Source organism: Xenorhabdus cabanillasii (assembly GCF_003386665.1).
GTDB classification, from domain to species: domain Bacteria; phylum Pseudomonadota; class Gammaproteobacteria; order Enterobacterales; family Enterobacteriaceae; genus Xenorhabdus; species Xenorhabdus cabanillasii.
This window is the reverse complement of the sequence record NZ_QTUB01000001.1, coordinates 1256815-1275729: the sequence shown is the minus strand read 5'-3', so window position 1 is coordinate 1275729 and position 18915 is coordinate 1256815. Positions and strand designations below refer to the sequence as shown.

Below are 18915 nucleotides of genomic sequence, written 5' to 3'. Positions count from 1 at the left end.
TGAAATCTATGACTATTTTTCCTTCTGCTATTCAGATCCGCAACTATCAATCCGGTGACGGAAAACATATCAGCAAATTATTCCGTGAAGTTTACGGTGATTCATACGTTTATCCTGATATCTATCTGCCCAGATTGATAGACGATTATCAAACAACAGGAAAATGGCATTCAGCCCTGGCTTTTTATCAGGGACAACTGGTTGGTCATGCATCGCTTGTTAAAAATGTTATACAGCAAGATCAGGCTGAATTAGCGTTGATTGCTGTGTATCCGGGCTTTCAAGGCAAAGGTATTGCTAAATCTTTGGGTCGCTATTTGTGTCGCTATGCAAAAGAGCAGCAATATAGTTTGTTAACGATAAAACAAGTCTGTTCGCATCTGAAAAGCCAGTATTTAGCACAAAATCTGGGCTTTTGTTCGACAGCACTGATGCTGGACTATGTTGATTCGCCATTCGGGTTACCAGAGCCTGAAAGTATTGTACAAGGTATTTTGCCACTTAAAGCATTTCCATTGCCTAAACTGAACTGGCCGCATCCCTTGCGAGACTGGGCCGATCAAATAGGTCAATACGTTGGTGAATCATCATCCGATGAACAACAAGGAGATCACTCTCCTTTTAATTCTAATGTAGTTACCTCCAGGCTCATTAGCTCTAAAATCAGTGGACGACGTTTGGAGATCACATTGTATGAAGTTGATTCTGACTTCTTACCGGAAATCATAGATTACCCTGCCAACCAGTTAATTTATTTGAGACTTCCTGCGTGTGAAGAGGCATTGAAGTTCTATCCACAGCTAAAAAAAGGTGGATTTCGCTTCGCCGGGCTATGTCCTGATGTACATACAGGGTGGTTTCTGCTCTGGTTACGAGGTTATCAATCAGCACCGTATCAATTTTCTGACATCAGTACACAAAACCTCTACCAAATGGAATTGGGGAAAACTACGGAGCATTCTCTCTTACATCAGCTAAGTGAGTGCATACCAGGTTAGAATAGTTCATCTAATTGCTCGAAGAACACACGCTTGGCTGAATTATCAAGACCGCCAAGCGTATCTAGAAATTCGGTAGCTGCACTTATCGAAACCTCCTCACGTAAGTTGCGATGAACAAAAGCAATATCCAGACAGCGATCTGCAATTCCGCCTCGGCCAAGATCAAGGAAGTACAGTTCGTCATGTGCATCAACGAAAATATTACAGTCACAAAGATCTCCATGGGAAAATACCCTTTCCTCACTCGGTAACGTAGCACGAAGATGTGCCAGTAAATCTTGTGGAGTCTCTATTCCCGGCCACTGCCCAAGGTCATATTCGTCAGCACACAAATCGTTATTCAGCAAATATTCCAGTTCCTGAAGACGAAAATTAACCCCGGAGTCAAACGGGCAATCGATTATGGGTACAGCCTGCATCTGACAAACAGCTTCACGAAACAGTTCCAGTACAGGTTGCTGAGCATTTATCCGTGTGTACAACGGCTCTCCGGGTATACAACGTGTGATCATAAACTCGCCTTCTGAATTCTCCGTAACACACACAACTTCCGGCACATTCAGGCGGCCATTAAGCCAATTCAGCACTGAAACCTCCCGCATGACACTATAAGTCGTATTTGCATAAACGACGGGAGAATACTTGAGAAAAAAGCGGTCGTTACCCCGAATAAAACTATAGACACTGCCAGGGGATTCACCGATTTCATCAGGGGTTAAGGTAGCATTGCCGATAAAGCAATCAATATCTTGTGGTAACTTGGGTAACATGTATCTTCCTTTTGAGATTGGAAAACGAAGTTTGATTAAAAAAACGCTTTACAAATGATATTGAGAACGATTATCATTATTATTACTTTCAGTGCACCACCTTCAGGGTCATGTGAAAGTACGACATTGCTCACATTGCTTCCAGTGTTTACTTTTATAGCCAGCAACTTCATGCTGGCTTTTTTTTATTCTTAGTATCCTGCTTTAATTATTCAAAAAATTTGATTCTTCAGATCAAATCTCTCATATTTAATTCCTTCAACTAGACTACAAAAAAACACTGAAAATGGCCGGCCTCCACGCTATGAACAACGCCGCTTTGATACGGAAGAAAATCATCAGTTAGTGCTTTCGCCCGATGCCCGTGACGGTTCATTGAAGAACTTTCAGGATATGACGTTATGGCGACGGGTACTGAAAAGTGGTGAAAAATACGAATATCACATAGAAAAATCACGAAAAATATGGATTCAAGTGGTTCATAGTGAAGTCGCTATCAACGGTACACAAGCAACTACCAGCGATGGTATCGCTATCTGGGATGAATCCGACATTCAGATAACCGCTAACCAACAGAGTGAAATTTTATTGTTCGATCTGCCACCAAATTGATGGCAATTTCAAGTATTAAAAGACTCCCTAACGAAAAACCCCGTTATTTTTTCAACGGGGTTTATCAGCAGTCTAAGTCTTACTCAACTGGCTATTGATTTAAAGTGGCTTAAATACGATTTTACCTTTATCCTCGGCCTCTTTCTTAGCAGCAGTAAACTTTTGAATCATCTGAATGTTACTCTGACGGATAGCTTCGAAATCGATTTTATCTTTTTCATGCTTGTTCTTGCATTCGTATCGCATAACTGCCTCCATCATTTATATATTCCAGAGCATATTCTTTAACAAAGCGCTTCACATACCCAGGGTATATCTTAGTACTTATATCAGGTAATACAGCACAGAAAAACGAGGGAATTCTATTGGCTTAGTGGCTCTATAATATAAGGTGGAACCATAATTCCACCTTGTTTAATTCAGATAATCTGAATCCCTTACAACTTCGGCCCTGCTTTTACCAATGCTGCACCAGCAGCGGTATCTGTATATTTGTCGAAGTTATCAATAAAACGCTGTGCCAAATCTTTGGCTTTGGCATCCCACTCAGATTTATCTGCATACGTATTACGAGGATCGAGGATCCCCGTATCAACACCCGGCAATGTTGTTGGTACAGCCAAATCAAAAATTGGCAATTCAATGGTATCCACATCTTCAATATCGCCATTTAAGATCGCATCGATAATCGCACGGGTATCTTTGATAGAGATTCGTTTGCCAGTGCCATTCCAACCAGTGTTAACCAAATAGGCTCTCGCATCGGATGCCTGCATACGCTTGACCAGCACTTCTGCATACTGAGTCGGGTGTAGTGACAGGAATGCCGCACCAAAACATGCAGAGAAAGTCGGCGTTGGTTCTGTTACACCACGCTCTGTTCCCGCCAGTTTTGCGGTAAATCCAGACAGGAAATGATATTGAGTCTGCTCCGGTGTCAGGCAGGAAACAGGAGGCAATACCCCGAAAGCATCAGCAGTCAGGAAAATGACTTTAGTTGCATGACCTGCTTTTGATACAGATTTAACAATATTTTCAATATGATAGATAGGATAAGAAACGCGAGTGTTTTCTGTTTTTGAACCATCATTGAAATCAACAGTGCCATCTGCCAGTACGGTGACATTTTCCAGTAGAGCATCACGGCGAATGGCGTGATAAATATCAGGCTCAGCTTCTTTCGACAGGTTGATGGTTTTTGCATAACAGCCACCTTCAAAGTTAAACACGCCGTCGTCATCCCAACCATGTTCATCATCACCGATCAATTTACGTTTCGGATCAGTAGAAAGCGTGGTTTTTCCCGTGCCGGAAAGACCGAAGAAAACAGCAACATCACCATCTTCACCCACATTGGCAGAACAGTGCATGGAAGCAATACCTTTCAGTGGCAACAGGTAGTTCATCATTGAGAACATCCCTTTTTTCATTTCACCACCGTACCAAGTACCGCCGATCAGCTGCATCCGTTCTGTCAGGTTAAAAGCAACAAAGTTCTCAGAATTCAGTCCCTGCTCTTTCCACTGTGGGTTGGTACATTTTGCACCGTTCATCACAATAAAGTCAGGAATAAAATTAATGAGTTCTTCATCAGATGGGCGAATAAACATGTTTTTGACAAAATGCGCCTGCCATGCCACTTCTGTAATAAAACGCACTTTCAGACGAGTATCCGCATTTGCCCCACAGAAGGCATCAACCACAAACAAACGTTTGCCTGAAAGCTGCTGAGTGACTAATCCTTTAAGATGAGACCAAGTTTCCTGACTGAGCGGTTTATTATCGTTCTTACCTTTTCCCTGATCTGCCCACCATACCGTATCGCGAGTCACATCATCGCGCACAATATATTTGTCTTTCGGAGAACGCCCTGTGAAGATCCCGGTATCTACTGCGACAGCACCAAGATTGGTCAATGTTCCTTTCTCATATCCTTGTAAAGAGGATTTCGTTTCTTCAGAGAATAACAATTCATAACTTGGGTTATAAATAACTTCGCTAACATCACGAATACCATAAACCATAAGTTCCTGCGCAGTAATGCCTGTAACGCTCATTTATTTATTGCTCCTGATCAGTTAGATTTCATCTCTATCTCTGCCAGAAATAATAAATAAATATGACTAATTAACAGCGATTGTTATCAAAAAATTGAAATTATATTATTTTTTTAGGCTTATATGAGAAATAGAACACGAAATAAAAATTTTTAAATAATAAAAAGGGCGCATTTATACGCCCTTTAAAAATAGATCATAAATACAGTTAATGTAACTGTTCTTTTTTCGCTATTTTAATTTCGCTAAGTGCTATCTCATCAAAAATATAGTGCATACCACAGAATTCACATTCCATGTCAATTTTGCCATCTTGATGCAGAATATCTTGCAGATCCGTTTCCGGTAATGTTACCAGAGTATCAGCACAACGTTGGTGAGAGCAGGTACAACGGAACTCTACCTGTTGAGGTTCATACAGTGTGACATCTTCTTCATGGTAAAGACGATGCAGAATTTCTTTCACATCCAGCGTAAACAACTCTTCGCCTTTGATGGTCGCAGTCAGTTGAACCAGATGGTCAAGCATGTCATCACTGCCTGCCTGCGCGCCGGGCAGGATCTGCAATAACATGCCACCAGCCGCCATTTTGCCATCCTGCATACCAGTTCGGATGAACAGACGGGTCGGCAACTGTTCTGACTGTTTGAAGTAAGCGTCCAAACATTCAGCCAGAGTCTCTCCTTCCAGTGCGACTACACCTTGATAACGCTCACCTTCTGTTGGTGTAACCGTAATGACCATATAACCATTACCAACCATATCACGCAGACGACTTGCAGCACTGACATCACCATCAATGCGCGCAGTACCACGCATTTGCTGTCGGTTATTTCCGTTAATGACCGCCAGCTTAACAGGCCCATCACCTTGAATTTGTACTGTGATATCCCCGTTGAATTTCAATGTGGCAGTCAACAGACTGGTGGCGACCAACAACTCACCCAACAATTGCTGTACAGGTTGAGGAAGATAGTGATTTTCCAGCATTCGCTGGTAAGTCTCACTTACGGAAACAAGTTCTCCCCTGACAGAATGGCTTTCAAATAAAAAGCGGTGTAATTGGTCATGCTTAATCATAAATCTCTCTCATTTCACTGAGACGGTTATTCCGACTCATTAAATTTTGTGTTCTTAAATTTAATCAGGGTACGCCGTTCTTTCTTGTCTGGACGGCGATCAGGATGTGGCATTGTCAACGCGTTCATTTTACGGGCCAAAGCGGTCTTTTCCCGGTTAATGATGCTTTCTTCCGTTTCCTGATAAAGTTGTTGGGCTTCTGTGGCACTGCGCCTTTGGCCGCTCAATGCCAAAACTGTCACTGTTTTCTCATCATTGCCCTGACGCAATTTAATTACTGCGTTCAACTCAACCAGTTTACTCGGCTTACTCCGCTGCCCATTATAATGGACTTTTCCTCCATCAATCATTTCACGTGCGATGGAACGGGTCTTGTAAAAACGGGCAGCCCACAGCCACTTATCAAGGCGAACAGCTTGATCATTGTCTGAATGAGGCATGGTTGTTTCTCTCTGATGTCTTTCTCTGATAATAAGAAGCAGCTGGCTAAAAACAGATTCAGGGTAACATAGCCCGCGTGATTATCACTAATTCATCGGCAATTGTTTCAGTTTGAAACAATTGTCATAGTACTGTTTGATCCGCACAAGACGCTGACTGTTTTTTTTGTTTTTTCTTAATAACTAAAATGCTATTAACAATTAATGTCGCCATAATTACTGCCAAAAAGAGGCAACTTCCCAGATAACGAATCAGCGTTATTGAATCAGGTTCACTGTGTAACATGATATGACGAGTACCGTTTGCATCTTCAGACAAACCCGTCACAATACCTTCGGTTTCAAATGGTATATGCGTCAATACATTCGCCAGCCGTAGCAATTCACTCCATTGTTGCAATGCGGTGTATTCATAAAAAATGATCGGCGCAAGCGGATATTCAACCAGTGGACGGTCTTCATCACTAATCAGCAAAACGCCTCCCGGCGGAGGGCTGTTCAGGAGAATACTCACTTTATCAATTTCCCGGTAAATAAATGAGGCAGTGGTGACATCAACAAGTTTTCCCAATGCATCAGCACTCACAGAGCGTAATAATACTTTGGTCCCCTTCAATTTCCCTTTTTCTGCCCGATACAAAAGATCATCCCAATCTTTGCCATTACCCAGATTAACCAGAGCATTTTTCAGACGATTGCAGTCCATGTCCTTCTGACAAAGTGCCTGAGTATTCAAAATGATTTGAGAAAAATTATCGAGTAATATCATTCCCGATTTAGCAATCACCTCATTCAGATTGGAATTAGATTTCCGGCTATTTTCCAGTGGACGTAATTGCTCATTAACCGTTGTGAGCAATGCTGATGCTTTATTAATAATTTCTGATTCCGGCCTGGGTAATGAGCTGCCATTATTCCAATAGACACCAAAACAGTTAAATGGAGCAAAAGAGAACCCATTCTGACCGGGAAAAGTATCCAACATAGGTGGCATGTAACACATTCCTGTGCCTTTAACTCTCAGTACATCCCCTTCCTGGAGTGGCATATTCAGCAGTTCATTGACGTTGGTAATAACCTTGGTATTACTACCATGCAGCCATGCGAAACTCAGCCGCATAGATAAACTGGCGGGTTGATAAAAGTACAGTAATAACATAGCTAAAACAGAAAATACCACCAACATCTGGTTCTTTCGATAACGCTGGTAAGGATAGTATTTCTCCTCCTCATGCAACGAGAGATAACGTCCCTGTCGTACAACATGGCAACTGGGGTACATATCCACTTCAGTATTTTGATCAAGCTCATGAGCAAGATACGGCTCCCAGTGAGCGGGATAAATCAGGTCAATTCCGCCCAATGAGATATTTTTTTTGTGTTCCGCCTCAAACTCACTGAAAACACCCCAGCGTTTCAGTATCCCGGTAAAGCAATTTATATTCAATAAATTACGTGAAGATGGCCACCTGAAAAGTGGCCAAAAACTGACAAGTATAAGCAGAGCAGAAATCAACATTATCCACGGCAATAGAGGTACAGGCACAAAAAGAGCCAGAAACCATAAGGAAAGCCCCATGCACATCAGAACCCCTTCCTGAATACCTGTTGAGCGACGCAGACGATACTCTTCCGGCGTTTCCTTACGCACATACAGCAAATTGGCATTCGAATTACCGTTCTTCTGAATTGAAGCGTGTTCCGTTTTCTTAAAATTTGGGGTGTTCAGATTCTGCTGATAATCCGTCAGACAGTGACCATTCACCGCAATAACGAGTGGTATCGAAGAAGTTTGAACAACATCTACCGTATTCCGCTGATTAACAAACGGCTCAAGCATTGCAGGAAAATGTATTTCCGTTTCATCAACATAATAGCGCCAATGCTGCGCTTCTTCTGAAGCAGCGGAAAAACGGGTTATGGTATGACTAATGGTATAAACCGTATCATTTCTGATCGGCAACGCCGGACAGCCGGACATATAGCCCCTGTCTGATTTCATTTTGGGCAGGATATTTTTCAGATAAGACTCAATAGCTTGAGATTCATCCGCACTCAGCTTGTGGCTAGCTGCTTTAGCCATCAATGACAAGTAATGCGCGTTATCAGAACGCCTCCATCTGAAAGTCAGAAAGGAAGCCATTATAGTCAGGCTAACGATAAAAATAGCCAATATAATGACTAGTGAGCTCATTTTTTCTCCACGCCCATAAAGCAATACAGAGGCCGACAAAATAACAATCTAAAGAGTTACTCAGAATCAGGTTATTCCTATTCTCGCTTCCTATTTTTAATTTTATTTACAAAATGTTATATAAATTTTCTCACACTCACTCGTAAAAGGAAGCTTTTTTGTGCAAGAGTAAGATAGTAACAAAAATACATACAAGCGATAATCGCTGTCATTTACTAGCATAATCGGCCATATTAAAGCAAAGTTTGGATTCACATCCAATGTCACCACAAAAATTGTATTTCCCAAGCGCCATGAGCTGATTGGATGGACTATTTTTCAATTAACTCATGCGCAACAACCGCCAGGGGCAAGCATGATTGATCTGAAAAAGCCTAAAATATTGAATATAAGTGATATTGCCCATTCTCGTCTATTCAACATCCAGTCTGTTGATCTTGAATTCAGTAATGGTGCCAGACGTATTTATGAGCGCATGAAGCCCACTAATCATGAAGCAGTTCTCATCATTCCGGTGATTGGTGATGATTTACTCCTGATACGTGAGTACGCCGTTGGTATTGAGCAATATGAGTTAGGTTTTCCCAAAGGAGCAATTGATGCGGGGGAAAGTATCCTTGAAGCCGCCAACCGTGAGTTAAAAGAAGAAGTAGGATTAGGCGCAAAAAAGCTTGAACTACTGACAAAACTGACTATGGCTCCTTCTTATTTTTCCAGCAAAATGAACATTGTTATTGCGCAAGATCTCTATCCCGAAAATCTGGAAGGAGATGAACCGGAACCTCTGGTGCAGGTTTGCTGGCCGATATCGGATATGATGTCACTATTGGAACATCCCGATTTTAACGAAGCCAGAAACATCAGCGCTTTATTTTTTGCACAACGATATCTGAATGAAAAACGTTAAGACTACGCTTACAGCAGGTATGATTGAAAAAAATTATCAATAAAGGATGTTATTGATAATTACATGAATATTCCCAATAGATTTCGGGTTGTTTCGCGGCGGCGGCAAGAAAACAAAACCCCAGGGGCATAGAGAAATTTAATGATATAGCAAAATTATGAAAGGGCATTGAAGATCGTGATCTTTAATGCCCATTTCTTATGACTATATAAAATTGATTAAACACCGTTACCCAATATACATTAGAAAAACCTTTAACTTTATTAAAAATAATAAATAAACATATTTATTATATTCTTAAAATTAATACACATGATCTTAATAGTCTTCTATAGAAACACACTCTTTCCATTTATTAGAAATAATATGGAAAATGCATGGTTACAACGCAATGAACGCCGTCTGAATATCAAGAAAACTGTCTCGCTGAATTCATGACTGACAAATAGCGAATTAAAAAAACCGATCGATCAAAAACAATCCATCAGCTTTACGCTGGATTCCATGCTGTTTGATGATAATTATCCCGGACATTATCTGCGTGCTCAACAGCAAATCGCCCTCTCTTCCTTAACTGAAGTTCCCAGATCAGAGCGTGATCGATGACATATTTTATTTCCCGGCCATTGTACCTGTGTGGCGGTTAAAAGATATCAACATTCATATTCACGATACTACCGTGGATGGCGGCAAACCATTCACCAAAGCCGTAAAAGATAAAATGAATGAATCGTAGTTGCTCAGTGGATATCGGGTAACAATTACTTGATAAATTTAATAATTAAAGGCTCCGTCAGATAACTGACGAAGCCTTTTTATCTCTATTTACTACCTAAAAAGCGGGTATTTAAAAACAATCAGAACAGCTCACGGCTCTCGCCATTCTCTATCACTGTCGTTCCCGCCTCTGGTACGGCATATTCTGTCGGCTGCGTACCTTCAATGAAATATTCCTTACGGGTATTTGCCCCACCATTGGAGAGCTTGCCTGTCGCCCGATCAATTGCGACAGACACAATACCTTCTGGCGGTTCCATCACTTTTTCCGCAACACCTTCCAAGGCCATTTTCATGAAATCATCCCAAATTGGCTGCGCCGTTTTCGCTCCACCTTCCCCTTTCAGAGCGGGTGTACGCCCCAGACTTTTACTGTGCTCATCGAAACCAATCCAGACCGTCGCAACCATATCTGGCCCATAACCTGAGAACCACGCATCTTTCGAGCTGTTGGTTGTCCCGGTTTTGCCACCAATATCATGGCGCTTCAAATCACGAGCAGCACGCCAGCCTGTTCCCATCCAGCCCGGCTCACCAAAGATATTGGTTTTCAGAGCGTCATGGATCAAAAACGCCAACGGTGTGCTGATAACATGCGGAGCATACTGCTGATCATCAGTATGCACATTAGGCGCTACACTTTCCAGATCCGGCTGAGGTAAAGCTGGCTCGGCAGAAAGATTGGAATGGGCTACGTTTTCAATCGAATCTTCCGATAATTCAATGGAACGGGTGGTATCACCATAGATCACAGGAATATCGGTACACTGCGGACAAGCAATCTTCGGCTTCGCTTCAAACAGAATTTTCCCTTCATCATTCTCAATTTTGTTAATGAAATAAGGATCGACCAGATAACCGCCATTCGCCATCACTGCATAACCACGTACTAATTGCATTGGCGTGAAAGAAGGAGACCCCAATGCCAGCGACTCTGTGCGGACAACATTTTCACCTGGCAAGCCAAAGCGTTTCAGGTAATCAGCGGCATAATCAACGCCCATTGCACGCATGGCACGCACCATCACCACGTTCTTGGATTGCCCCAATCCCTGACGCAGACGAATCGGGCCATCATAGGTTGGTGGGGAGTTTTTCGGACGCCAGTCAGTACCCGCGCCTGCATCCCAACGGCTGATAGGTGCATCGTTAAGCAACGATGCCAGTGTCAGACCTTTATCCATCGCAGCGGTATACAGGAATGGTTTGATATTGGAGCCGACCTGACGCAACGATTGAGTTACACGGTTAAATTTACTCAATTCAAAATTAAATCCACCGACCAATGCTTCTATCGCACCATTCATCGGGTTGATGGAAACCAGTGCAGCATTGACTTCCGGCAATTGAGCCAGCCACCAGATATTATTAACTTTTCTGACCCAAATCTGTTCACCTGCCCGAATGACTTCATTAACACTTTGCGGTGCAGGCCCTTGCAGGTTGTCAGTCTTGAATCGACGTGCCCAGCGAACGCCCGCCATAGTCAGTTCAACTTTACTACCATCCATCAAAATAGCTTCAGCCTGAGTTGTGTTGGCCCTCGTCACGACGGCAGGCAATAAGGGGTGATATTTCTGCAAAGTTTTCAGTTTATCGATAATCTGAGACTGGCTCCATGCCGGTTGGCCCGCTTTCCATAACACTTCCTGAGCACCGCGATAACCATGACGGACATCATAATCAATCACATTGGTACGGACAGCATCAACAGCCGCCAGCTGGGGTTTGCGTGTGATCGTGGTATAGACCTTATAGCCATCCGTATAGGCATCTTCACCATAACGGTTAATCATTTCCTGCCTTACCATTTCAGTCAGGTAAGGAGCAGAAAAAACAATCTGCGGAGTGTGGTAACGGGCAACTAATTTCTCACTTCTTGCCTGATAATATTGCTGCTGAGTGATGTATCCCTCCTCCAGCATACGCCCCAATACCACATTGCGGCGATTAAGCGCCCGCTCATGAGAATAAAGTGGGTTAAAGGTAGAAGGTGCTTTCGGCAATCCGGCAATCATTGCCATTTCACCCAAAGTCAATTCATTAACGTTCTTACCAAAATAAACATGTGCTGCGGCACCGACACCATAAGCACGATAACCAAGGTAGATTTTGTTGAGATATAGCTCAAGGATTTCATCCTTGGTTAACAGTTGCTCGACCTTAATCGCCAGAAACGCTTCTTTAGCCTTACGTATCAAAGTCTTTTCGGGACTGAGGAAAAAGTTTCTCGCAAGTTGTTGAGTAATGGTACTTGCCCCCTGAGAAGCATGACCAGAAGTCATCACAACTGAGGCCGCACGGATAATACCTATCGGATCAACACCATGGTGTTCATAAAAACGACTATCTTCCGTGGCAATAAAGGCTTTTACCATTAAAGGAGGTATTTCGGACAAGGTCAGCGGCAAACGACGTTTTTCGCCATATTGGGCAATAAGTTCACCATCAGCACTGAACACCTGCATTGGTGTCTGTAATCGGACATCCTTTAAAGTCGCGACATCTGGCAACTGTGGCTCGATATATTTGTACAAACCAAAAATCGAGGCAGTTCCCAATAAAATGCAAACAACGACAAGGATCAAAAAATACTTTATGAACTTCACCTGAAATTTCTCACGCCATGTTAATGAGGCAGTTTATAAACGATTAGTACGTAGTATAAAGGCAATAGTATAAAGGCTATACAACACAATGAATATGTCCTTTCATTAATAACAACGTGTTACTAATCACTGATAAGGAGATCACGACATGTACCCATCAAGATGGTATATCGGATTGGATATCCACGAACATTACATTCGGGCAATCGCGGCTATTAAACGTCGCAATAGCTGGCAACTCCGTCATTGCTGGCAATACTCTTTATTTAATGAGATATCGTTACCATTATTAAAAGCCCCCCCACACGGCACTGTCTCAGGAGGATGGTTACAGCACCCTGAAAAATTACAGCACATTTTAATGCAATGGCGTCAAATATTACCTAACAAGATTAAATTAAGGCTGGCACTACCTGTTCAGCAAACCTTACAGAAACAGATCGCTTTGCCTCACCACATCTCATTACAGGAGCCTGAACTCGGATGGTTTGTTCATGCCAACGCTGAAAAACAATTTCCTGTCACTGATCTTGCCCTGGATTATCGGGTTCATGGTCAGCAAATCTGCATCAGTGCAACCCGACAAAAAGATCTCAACTTCTGGATTGAACTGCTCGCAGAAATCGGTTTATTCCCTGATGCCATTGATATTGCGCCCTGTGCATTACGTTATGCAGCAGAATCTGCCGGTATTCCCAATAACAGTTGGTTAATCCATAAACGGATAACTGACTGGCTGTGGGTCGCTCCAGCTAATATCCCTTTTAATTATGGATTGATCTCAACCCAGTCTCATCCATTTCTGACACAAGTTATTAATCAGTTACCCATTTCAACAGAGAGCAAAAACCACACCATTTATTACAGTGACGAACAATCTACTGATATCAATAAAGAAAAACAGCAAACCGTACCCAAAGAACCCGTTCATGTCTGGCATATGCTGGCAGCATTTCGCCATTATCAGCCTCCGTTACCGGCACAAACAGATGCTTTCGTTATAGCCGCCGGGCTGGCTCTCAGACCGGATGACCAATGATGTATCAGGTTAATTTCTTACCCTGGCGTCAGGCAAAACTTAAACGCCAATACTGGAAATGGGGATTGTTTCTTGGCCTGCAATTGATTCTATGGGGGACTTTTTTCATATTTATCTCAATACAACAACAGCAGAAAATCGAACAATATCACGATCAATTTGCCCAAAATAGCCAGCAACTTGCACAATTAAAACAAATTATCAGTGAAACAGAACAAGCGGTTCATCATCACCATCAGTTGACCCAACAATTAAGGAAAAAACAGATATTCATGGAACAGAATCAACGATATTTACAGCTATTTCGCCAACTTCCTCATTTATTACCGGAGAAAAGCTGGCTTACTGCTTTCAGTGATGACACCGGGCAATTAGTTTTTGCAGCCAACAGCCAAAGTTATGAAGATGTCTCCAACTTACTGGATAACCTGACGGGTAATACTTCACTTATCAATGTCCAGTTGAAAAAAATGACCACCACATCTGAGGATTACCTCAAGGTATTCACCATTGATGCAGACTGGTTAATGGGAGACCGAAATGAGAAATAATTATCTTGTGTGGTTATTTCGCCCCATATGGCAGTTATTTTTATTGCAGCAATTGGTGATCGTTCCTCTTATATTGGGCTTCTGTTTTTTTGTCTGGCAAAAGAGTGAAGATGTCATTCATTCCCTTCAAGTTAAACTGACAGAACAAAAAAATGATCTTGCCTTATCTCAAAACCAATTTTCCGAATTACCTAATCTGACTGAACTCCGCCAGCAGATCCAGCAAATAACAGTCGAACTCGGCCAGAACGGTTATATCTCATCGCCGCTAAAAACTACCGTACTTAAACGACTTCACCAGCCTTTGGTCAATTCCGGGAGTCAACTCATGGAATGGAAGAGCATCAAGGAAGGCGATCAGGTTTTATGGCATATCATATTGTCACTGACCTATGAGCAATTACTCCGTTTCATCAATGAGATTCAGCAATTACAACCTATCTTGCTGATAAAACACCTCACAATCACACCTGTCGATAATAGTCTGACTGTCCGTATGGTGCTGAAAGATATTGGCTATGAGGAAAAATGATGAATCGTTGTGCTTTCACTTTACTGGCTTTACTGGTCCTGACTTTTTCCTGTTTCGCCGAAGAAATAGAACCGGAAGAAACAACTTATTCAATGACAGTGAGAGACCCTTTTCAGCCGCCAAAAAATAACGTCGATGAAGAAGTTCAGTTCTTCCCGACAGAGCAAGAAGAACAAGAAATAGAATATCAGGTTATTCCTCTGCAATACGCCGATGCCGGACAAATAACAGGGCAATTACAAAAAAACACGCCTGCTTTACTGACAAAATGGGGAAAAGTGGAACATGATAACTTGACGAATAGTTTGATATTAGAAGATAAGTTTGATGCTATCACTCGCATCAAAAACTGGCTGAAAGAAGTGGATACACCACAACAACAAGTGCAAATCACAGCCCATATTGTCACGAGCAGCAGAGAAGCATTACATGAGCTAGGTATTCACTGGGGTATCACAGCCGATCCACAAAATCGCTCACTCGGCCTCAACCGCTTGAACCTGCATCAACCCGCAGGAAATCAAAGCCACCGATTGGTACTGAACACTGCCCGCATTCATGCAAACCTGTTAGAAATGGAACTCAGCGCCCTGGAGCAGGAAAATCAACTGGATATCATCGCCAGCCCACGTCTGACCGCTTCACATCAACAACCCGCCAGTATCAAACAAGGTTCTGATATCCCTTATCTCGTTCAGAACAAAAACAAAACAACTATTCAATTTAAGGAGGCGGTATTGGGCATGGAAGTGACTCCACACATTTTAAGGCAAGGAAAAATCCGGTTAATGTTGAAAATCAGCCAGAATGCGCCCGGCCTTCCTATTAATCAAGGAGGAAATGAAAATCTGGCTATCGATAAACAGGAAATCATGACACAAGTTACCGTCAGAAACGGTGAAACCCTCATTCTGGGTGGAATTTTCCAACAGAAAAAAGGAGCCAGCACACAAAAAGTTCCTTACTTATCAGACATTCCTCTGTTGGGATCATTATTTAGCCAGCAAGGAGAACGGCATAGTCGAAGGGAGCTCGTAATTTTTATTACACCTCAACTGGACGATATTTAATCAAACAAAAATATACACATAATTATCAGTCAGTTGATAAAGGTTTCTGTGCCTTTTTTGCCATATTGCTGGTTATTTTTCTTGGTCTGACCTGTTTATGGATTTGACGCTGAGAGTAATTTAGCATACAAGGTTTACCTAATTGAGTGAGCAGGTATCTCATCACCAATAAGAGCCTATCGGAATATACACAGATAGGATCATAATCAGCCAGAAAAAGCATGAACCTAATTTCACAGGTCCGTGCAGATTTATATAGTTGCAATATAGGCTGATGTATTGAGATAATTTTTCTATCTGATCTCACATTCTCACTCATGAGGTTTCAGTTTAGGTCCCGCGGCTAATCTGATTGGCGGGGCGGGTTATCATTAACAAATATCTTAGTAATACCAAAAACATGGCAGAGAAACGCAATATCTTTCTGGTTGGGCCTATGGGTGCCGGCAAAAGCACTATTGGTCGTCAGTTAGCTCAGCAACTCAATATGGAGTTTTACGACTCTGATCAAGAAATTGAGCGACGTACCGGAGCTGACGTGGGCTGGGTATTCGATGTGGAAGGCGAAGAAGGCTTCCGTGAACGCGAAGAAAAAATAATTAACGAACTGACTGAGAAACAAGGCATTGTATTGGCAACTGGGGGTGGCTCAGTTAAATCAAAAGAAACCCGCAATCGTCTGTCTGCCCGTGGTGTGGTCGTCTATTTAGAAACAACCATCGAAAAACAGTTAGCTCGTACCCAGCGCGACAAAAAACGCCCTTTACTTCAAGTTGATGCACCAGCACGTGAAGTTTTAGAAAATCTGGCTGATGAGCGCAATCCTCTTTATGAGGAAATTGCTGACCTGACTATACGTACAGATGAGCAAAGTGCCAAAGTTGTAGCTAACCAAATTATTGAGCTATTGGAAAAAAATTGATCTTTGCGGACTCGCTCCGCAGCACACGATAAGGCGAAAGCTGATATGGAACAAGTGATTGTTACGTTAGGTGAAAGAAGCTATCCGATTACCATCGCCCAAGGGCTGTTTTCCAGCAGTGAAGCATTCAAGCCCCTGCAATCTGGTCAGCAGGTCATGATAGTGACCAATGAAACACTGGCCCCCCTGTATCTTGAACAGGTGAAATCCACATTGCAGAGTATGGGTCTTCGGGTAAATGAAGTTATCTTGCCTGACGGTGAACAATACAAATCACTTTTTGTGCTCAATGATATATTTTCTGCCTTACTGGAAAATAATCATGGACGTGACACAACGCTTATCGCTCTCGGTGGTGGTGTCATCGGTGATATGACGGGATTTGCTGCCGCCAGCTATCAACGCGGCACTCGTTTCATTCAGATACCCACCACTCTACTTTCTCAGGTTGACTCTTCCGTTGGCGGAAAAACAGGGGTCAACCATCCCCTTGGCAAAAACATGATTGGGGCGTTTTACCAGCCAGCCTCCGTTATCATTGATCTCAAATGCTTAAATACCCTGCCAGCTCAAGAGTTATATGCAGGTTTAGCGGAAGTGATCAAATATGGCGTGACTCTGGATGGTGAGTTTTTTAGCTGGCTTGAAGACAATATTGAGAAATTACTGGCTCTTGATCATCAGGCAATGGCTTACTGTATCCGTCGTTGCTGTGAATTGAAGGCATTTGTCGTCGCAACAGATGAATATGAACGCAGTGGAATGCGGTCCTTATTAAATCTCGGCCATACTTTCGGACATGCCATTGAAGCGGAAATGGGTTATGGCATCTGGCTGCATGGTCAGGCTGTCGCTGCGGGTATGGTGATGGCTGCACGGGCTTCTGAACTTATTGGAACATTTTCCAGTCAGGATACACAACGCATTATCAACTTGCTGGAAAGAGCAAAACTACCCGTTCACGGCCCGGCAATAATGTCCCCTGAAGATTATTTACCTCATATGATGCGTGATAAAAAAGTCTCTGCGGGTAAACTTCGTCTGGTTTTGCCCAAGATGATAGGGGAAGCAGAACTTCGTTCTGATATCAGTACAGACATTATATTGGAAGCCATTCGGCGTTGCAGAGAATGATCCATCATTCTCTGGCTGTTTGCTATAAAATAGCTACATTGATAGATACACCTGATAGCTTTCAAGTTGCCGCCAACAAAGAGGCAACTTGAAAGATAAAGGGTATAATACATTATCAGTTTTATTATCGGTTTTAGTTAGGTCAGGCTGCCAAACCTATAGAATAGTAATTGGCAGTATTATCTCGGTTGGGAGGGCATATGGACGAATTAAAATCAGAAAATAAGCAAGAAACAAAAAATGAATTTAAACCTGATGCTTCTGATCGCCGCCCTCAGCGATCACGAACTCAAAACCAGCGCCCAAAGCTGGCAGTATCGCGTCAACAAATGATGATTGGGGTCGGTATACTGGTGCTTTTACTGCTGATTATCGCTGTCAGTTCTGCTCTGAAATCCCCAACCGAGCATGAAAAACAGCAATCACAGAATTCAGTCGAGAAAAGTATCGATCTGTCAGGCTCTCCATCATCTTCTACTAACACACAAACAACTAATGCGCAAAATAGTACGCAGGAAAATCTATCTGAACCTGCCGCATCGACACCGTCAACAAATAATCCGCGCGAAATCGGTATGCCACCAATCAGCAATACACCGAGTCAAGATCTCGCTCCTGCAACAACCGGAACAGGTGGCTACAACCAACGCATAGAGTTACCTGGCGACATTTCTGATGCTTTAAATCAACAACAGAGCAACATTAACAGTGCCGTGCAAAAAAATACGGCACACAAAAATCTGTCATCATCACAAAATAACCCGGTAAAACAAACGGTAACACCATCGGTAGAACAGAAAAAAACTGAAAAGGTTGCACCTCCCAAAATAGAAAAAACAGACAAGCAGCACAAGGAAACAGCTAAACCTGCCATCATCGATCATCAGGCGAATAAGCAGAGTGTTGCAAATGCAACGGGTGACTTACTGAAAGTACCTGCAAATCGATTTACACTTCAATTGAGTAGCGCTAGCCGCTCTGATACCTTGCTCGCTTTTGCGAAAAAGAATAACCTTGCCAATTACAAGGTTTATGAAACCAAACGTAATGATAAGACATGGTTTATTTTGATCTACGGTAGCTACAACTCCGCTTCTGAGGCCAAAAAGGCAATTTCTTCACTCCCTACAGACATTCAGACTCAAAAACCTTGGGTGAGAAAACTACAACAGGTTCACCAAGATCTGAAAAAATAAAACTATTTTTATTAGGCGCTGAT

Annotated in this window: 16 protein-coding genes and 1 pseudogene; 10 read left to right on the top strand and 7 right to left on the bottom strand. The window is 42.5% G+C overall.

Annotation, left to right across the window (positions count from 1 at the left end; translation table 11 throughout):
* Positions 1-8 precede the first annotated feature (8 nt).
* Positions 9-998, top strand: coding sequence for a GNAT family N-acetyltransferase (locus BDD26_RS06270; RefSeq protein WP_115825861.1), 990 nt, complete (start codon positions 9-11; stop codon positions 996-998).
* Here the strand turns inward: BDD26_RS06270 and BDD26_RS06265 are convergent.
* A complete protein-coding gene (locus BDD26_RS06265; protein ID WP_115825860.1) occupies positions 995-1771 on the bottom strand; it encodes an APH(3') family aminoglycoside O-phosphotransferase in 777 nt (258 codons plus the stop codon). The two genes, BDD26_RS06270 and BDD26_RS06265, sit on opposite strands and share 4 nt — an antisense overlap.
* Positions 1772-2053: 282 nt before the next feature.
* Between BDD26_RS06265 and BDD26_RS06260 the strand changes: the two are divergent.
* Positions 2054-2383: pseudogene (locus tag BDD26_RS06260) on the top strand (pirin family protein); the annotation flags it as partial.
* Between the two features lie 99 nt (positions 2384-2482).
* On the opposite strand, the gene BDD26_RS19475 reads toward BDD26_RS06260, so the two are convergent.
* The 5 genes from BDD26_RS19475 to BDD26_RS06240 form a co-directional block, all read right to left on the bottom strand.
* Positions 2483-2629 (bottom strand): hypothetical protein, encoded by a 147-nt coding sequence (locus tag BDD26_RS19475; protein ID WP_170140380.1) that lies wholly within the window; start codon positions 2627-2629, stop codon positions 2483-2485.
* A 191-nt stretch (positions 2630-2820) separates the two neighbouring features.
* The gene (gene pckA / locus BDD26_RS06255) at positions 2821-4440 is read right to left on the bottom strand and encodes a phosphoenolpyruvate carboxykinase (ATP) (RefSeq protein ID WP_115825859.1); all 1620 of its coding nucleotides are present in this window, start codon (positions 4438-4440) and stop codon (positions 2821-2823) included.
* Positions 4441-4648: 208 nt separating this feature from the next.
* Positions 4649-5521: an Hsp33 family molecular chaperone HslO gene (gene hslO, locus BDD26_RS06250; RefSeq protein WP_115825858.1), complete on the bottom strand. Its 873-nt coding sequence runs from the start codon at positions 5519-5521 to the stop codon at positions 4649-4651.
* Between the two features lie 26 nt (positions 5522-5547).
* Complete coding sequence (hslR, locus tag BDD26_RS06245) at positions 5548-5961, bottom strand: ribosome-associated heat shock protein Hsp15 (protein ID WP_038260041.1); 414 nt, start codon at positions 5959-5961, stop codon at positions 5548-5550.
* A gap of 124 nt (positions 5962-6085) precedes the next feature.
* Entirely contained in the window at positions 6086-8155 is a 2070-nt protein-coding gene (locus BDD26_RS06240) for an IgaA/UmoB family intracellular growth attenuator (protein WP_244922673.1), read from the bottom strand.
* Positions 8156-8510: 355 nt separating this feature from the next.
* On the opposite strand from BDD26_RS06240, the gene nudE reads away from it, so the two are divergent.
* Positions 8511-9062, top strand: a complete 552-nt coding sequence (gene nudE, locus BDD26_RS06235) for an ADP compounds hydrolase NudE (protein ID WP_038260037.1) — start codon at positions 8511-8513, stop codon at positions 9060-9062.
* An 857-nt stretch (positions 9063-9919) separates the two neighbouring features.
* Here the strand turns inward: nudE and mrcA are convergent.
* Entirely contained in the window at positions 9920-12448 is a 2529-nt protein-coding gene (mrcA, locus tag BDD26_RS06230) for a peptidoglycan glycosyltransferase/peptidoglycan DD-transpeptidase MrcA (RefSeq protein ID WP_115825857.1), read from the bottom strand.
* 148 nt (positions 12449-12596) lie between these two features.
* Between mrcA and pilM the strand changes: the two genes are divergently transcribed.
* From pilM to BDD26_RS06190, 7 genes are all read left to right on the top strand, one after another.
* Complete coding sequence (gene pilM, locus BDD26_RS06225; protein ID WP_115825856.1) at positions 12597-13487, top strand: pilus assembly protein PilM; 891 nt, start codon at positions 12597-12599, stop codon at positions 13485-13487.
* Positions 13484-14038, top strand: a complete 555-nt coding sequence (locus BDD26_RS06220) for a PilN domain-containing protein (protein WP_115825855.1) — start codon at positions 13484-13486, stop codon at positions 14036-14038. Before pilM ends, BDD26_RS06220 begins: the two co-directional genes overlap by 4 nt.
* The gene (locus BDD26_RS06215) at positions 14028-14570 is read left to right on the top strand and encodes a hypothetical protein (protein WP_038260029.1); all 543 of its coding nucleotides are present in this window, start codon (positions 14028-14030) and stop codon (positions 14568-14570) included. The genes BDD26_RS06220 and BDD26_RS06215 overlap by 11 nt, the downstream gene beginning before the upstream one ends.
* On the top strand, positions 14570-15640 hold the full coding sequence (locus BDD26_RS06210) for a secretin N-terminal domain-containing protein (protein ID WP_084766375.1): 1071 nt from the start codon (positions 14570-14572) through the stop codon (positions 15638-15640). The genes BDD26_RS06215 and BDD26_RS06210 overlap by 1 nt, the downstream gene beginning before the upstream one ends.
* Before the next feature lie 400 nt (positions 15641-16040).
* Positions 16041-16562, top strand: a complete 522-nt coding sequence (gene aroK / locus BDD26_RS06200; RefSeq protein ID WP_038260059.1) for a shikimate kinase AroK — start codon at positions 16041-16043, stop codon at positions 16560-16562.
* Positions 16563-16607: 45 nt separating this feature from the next.
* Positions 16608-17696 (top strand): 3-dehydroquinate synthase, encoded by a 1089-nt coding sequence (aroB, locus tag BDD26_RS06195; protein WP_115825853.1) that lies wholly within the window; start codon positions 16608-16610, stop codon positions 17694-17696.
* A 200-nt stretch (positions 17697-17896) separates the two neighbouring features.
* A complete protein-coding gene (locus BDD26_RS06190; RefSeq protein ID WP_115825852.1) occupies positions 17897-18892 on the top strand; it encodes an SPOR domain-containing protein in 996 nt (331 codons plus the stop codon).
* Positions 18893-18915 lie beyond the last annotated feature (23 nt).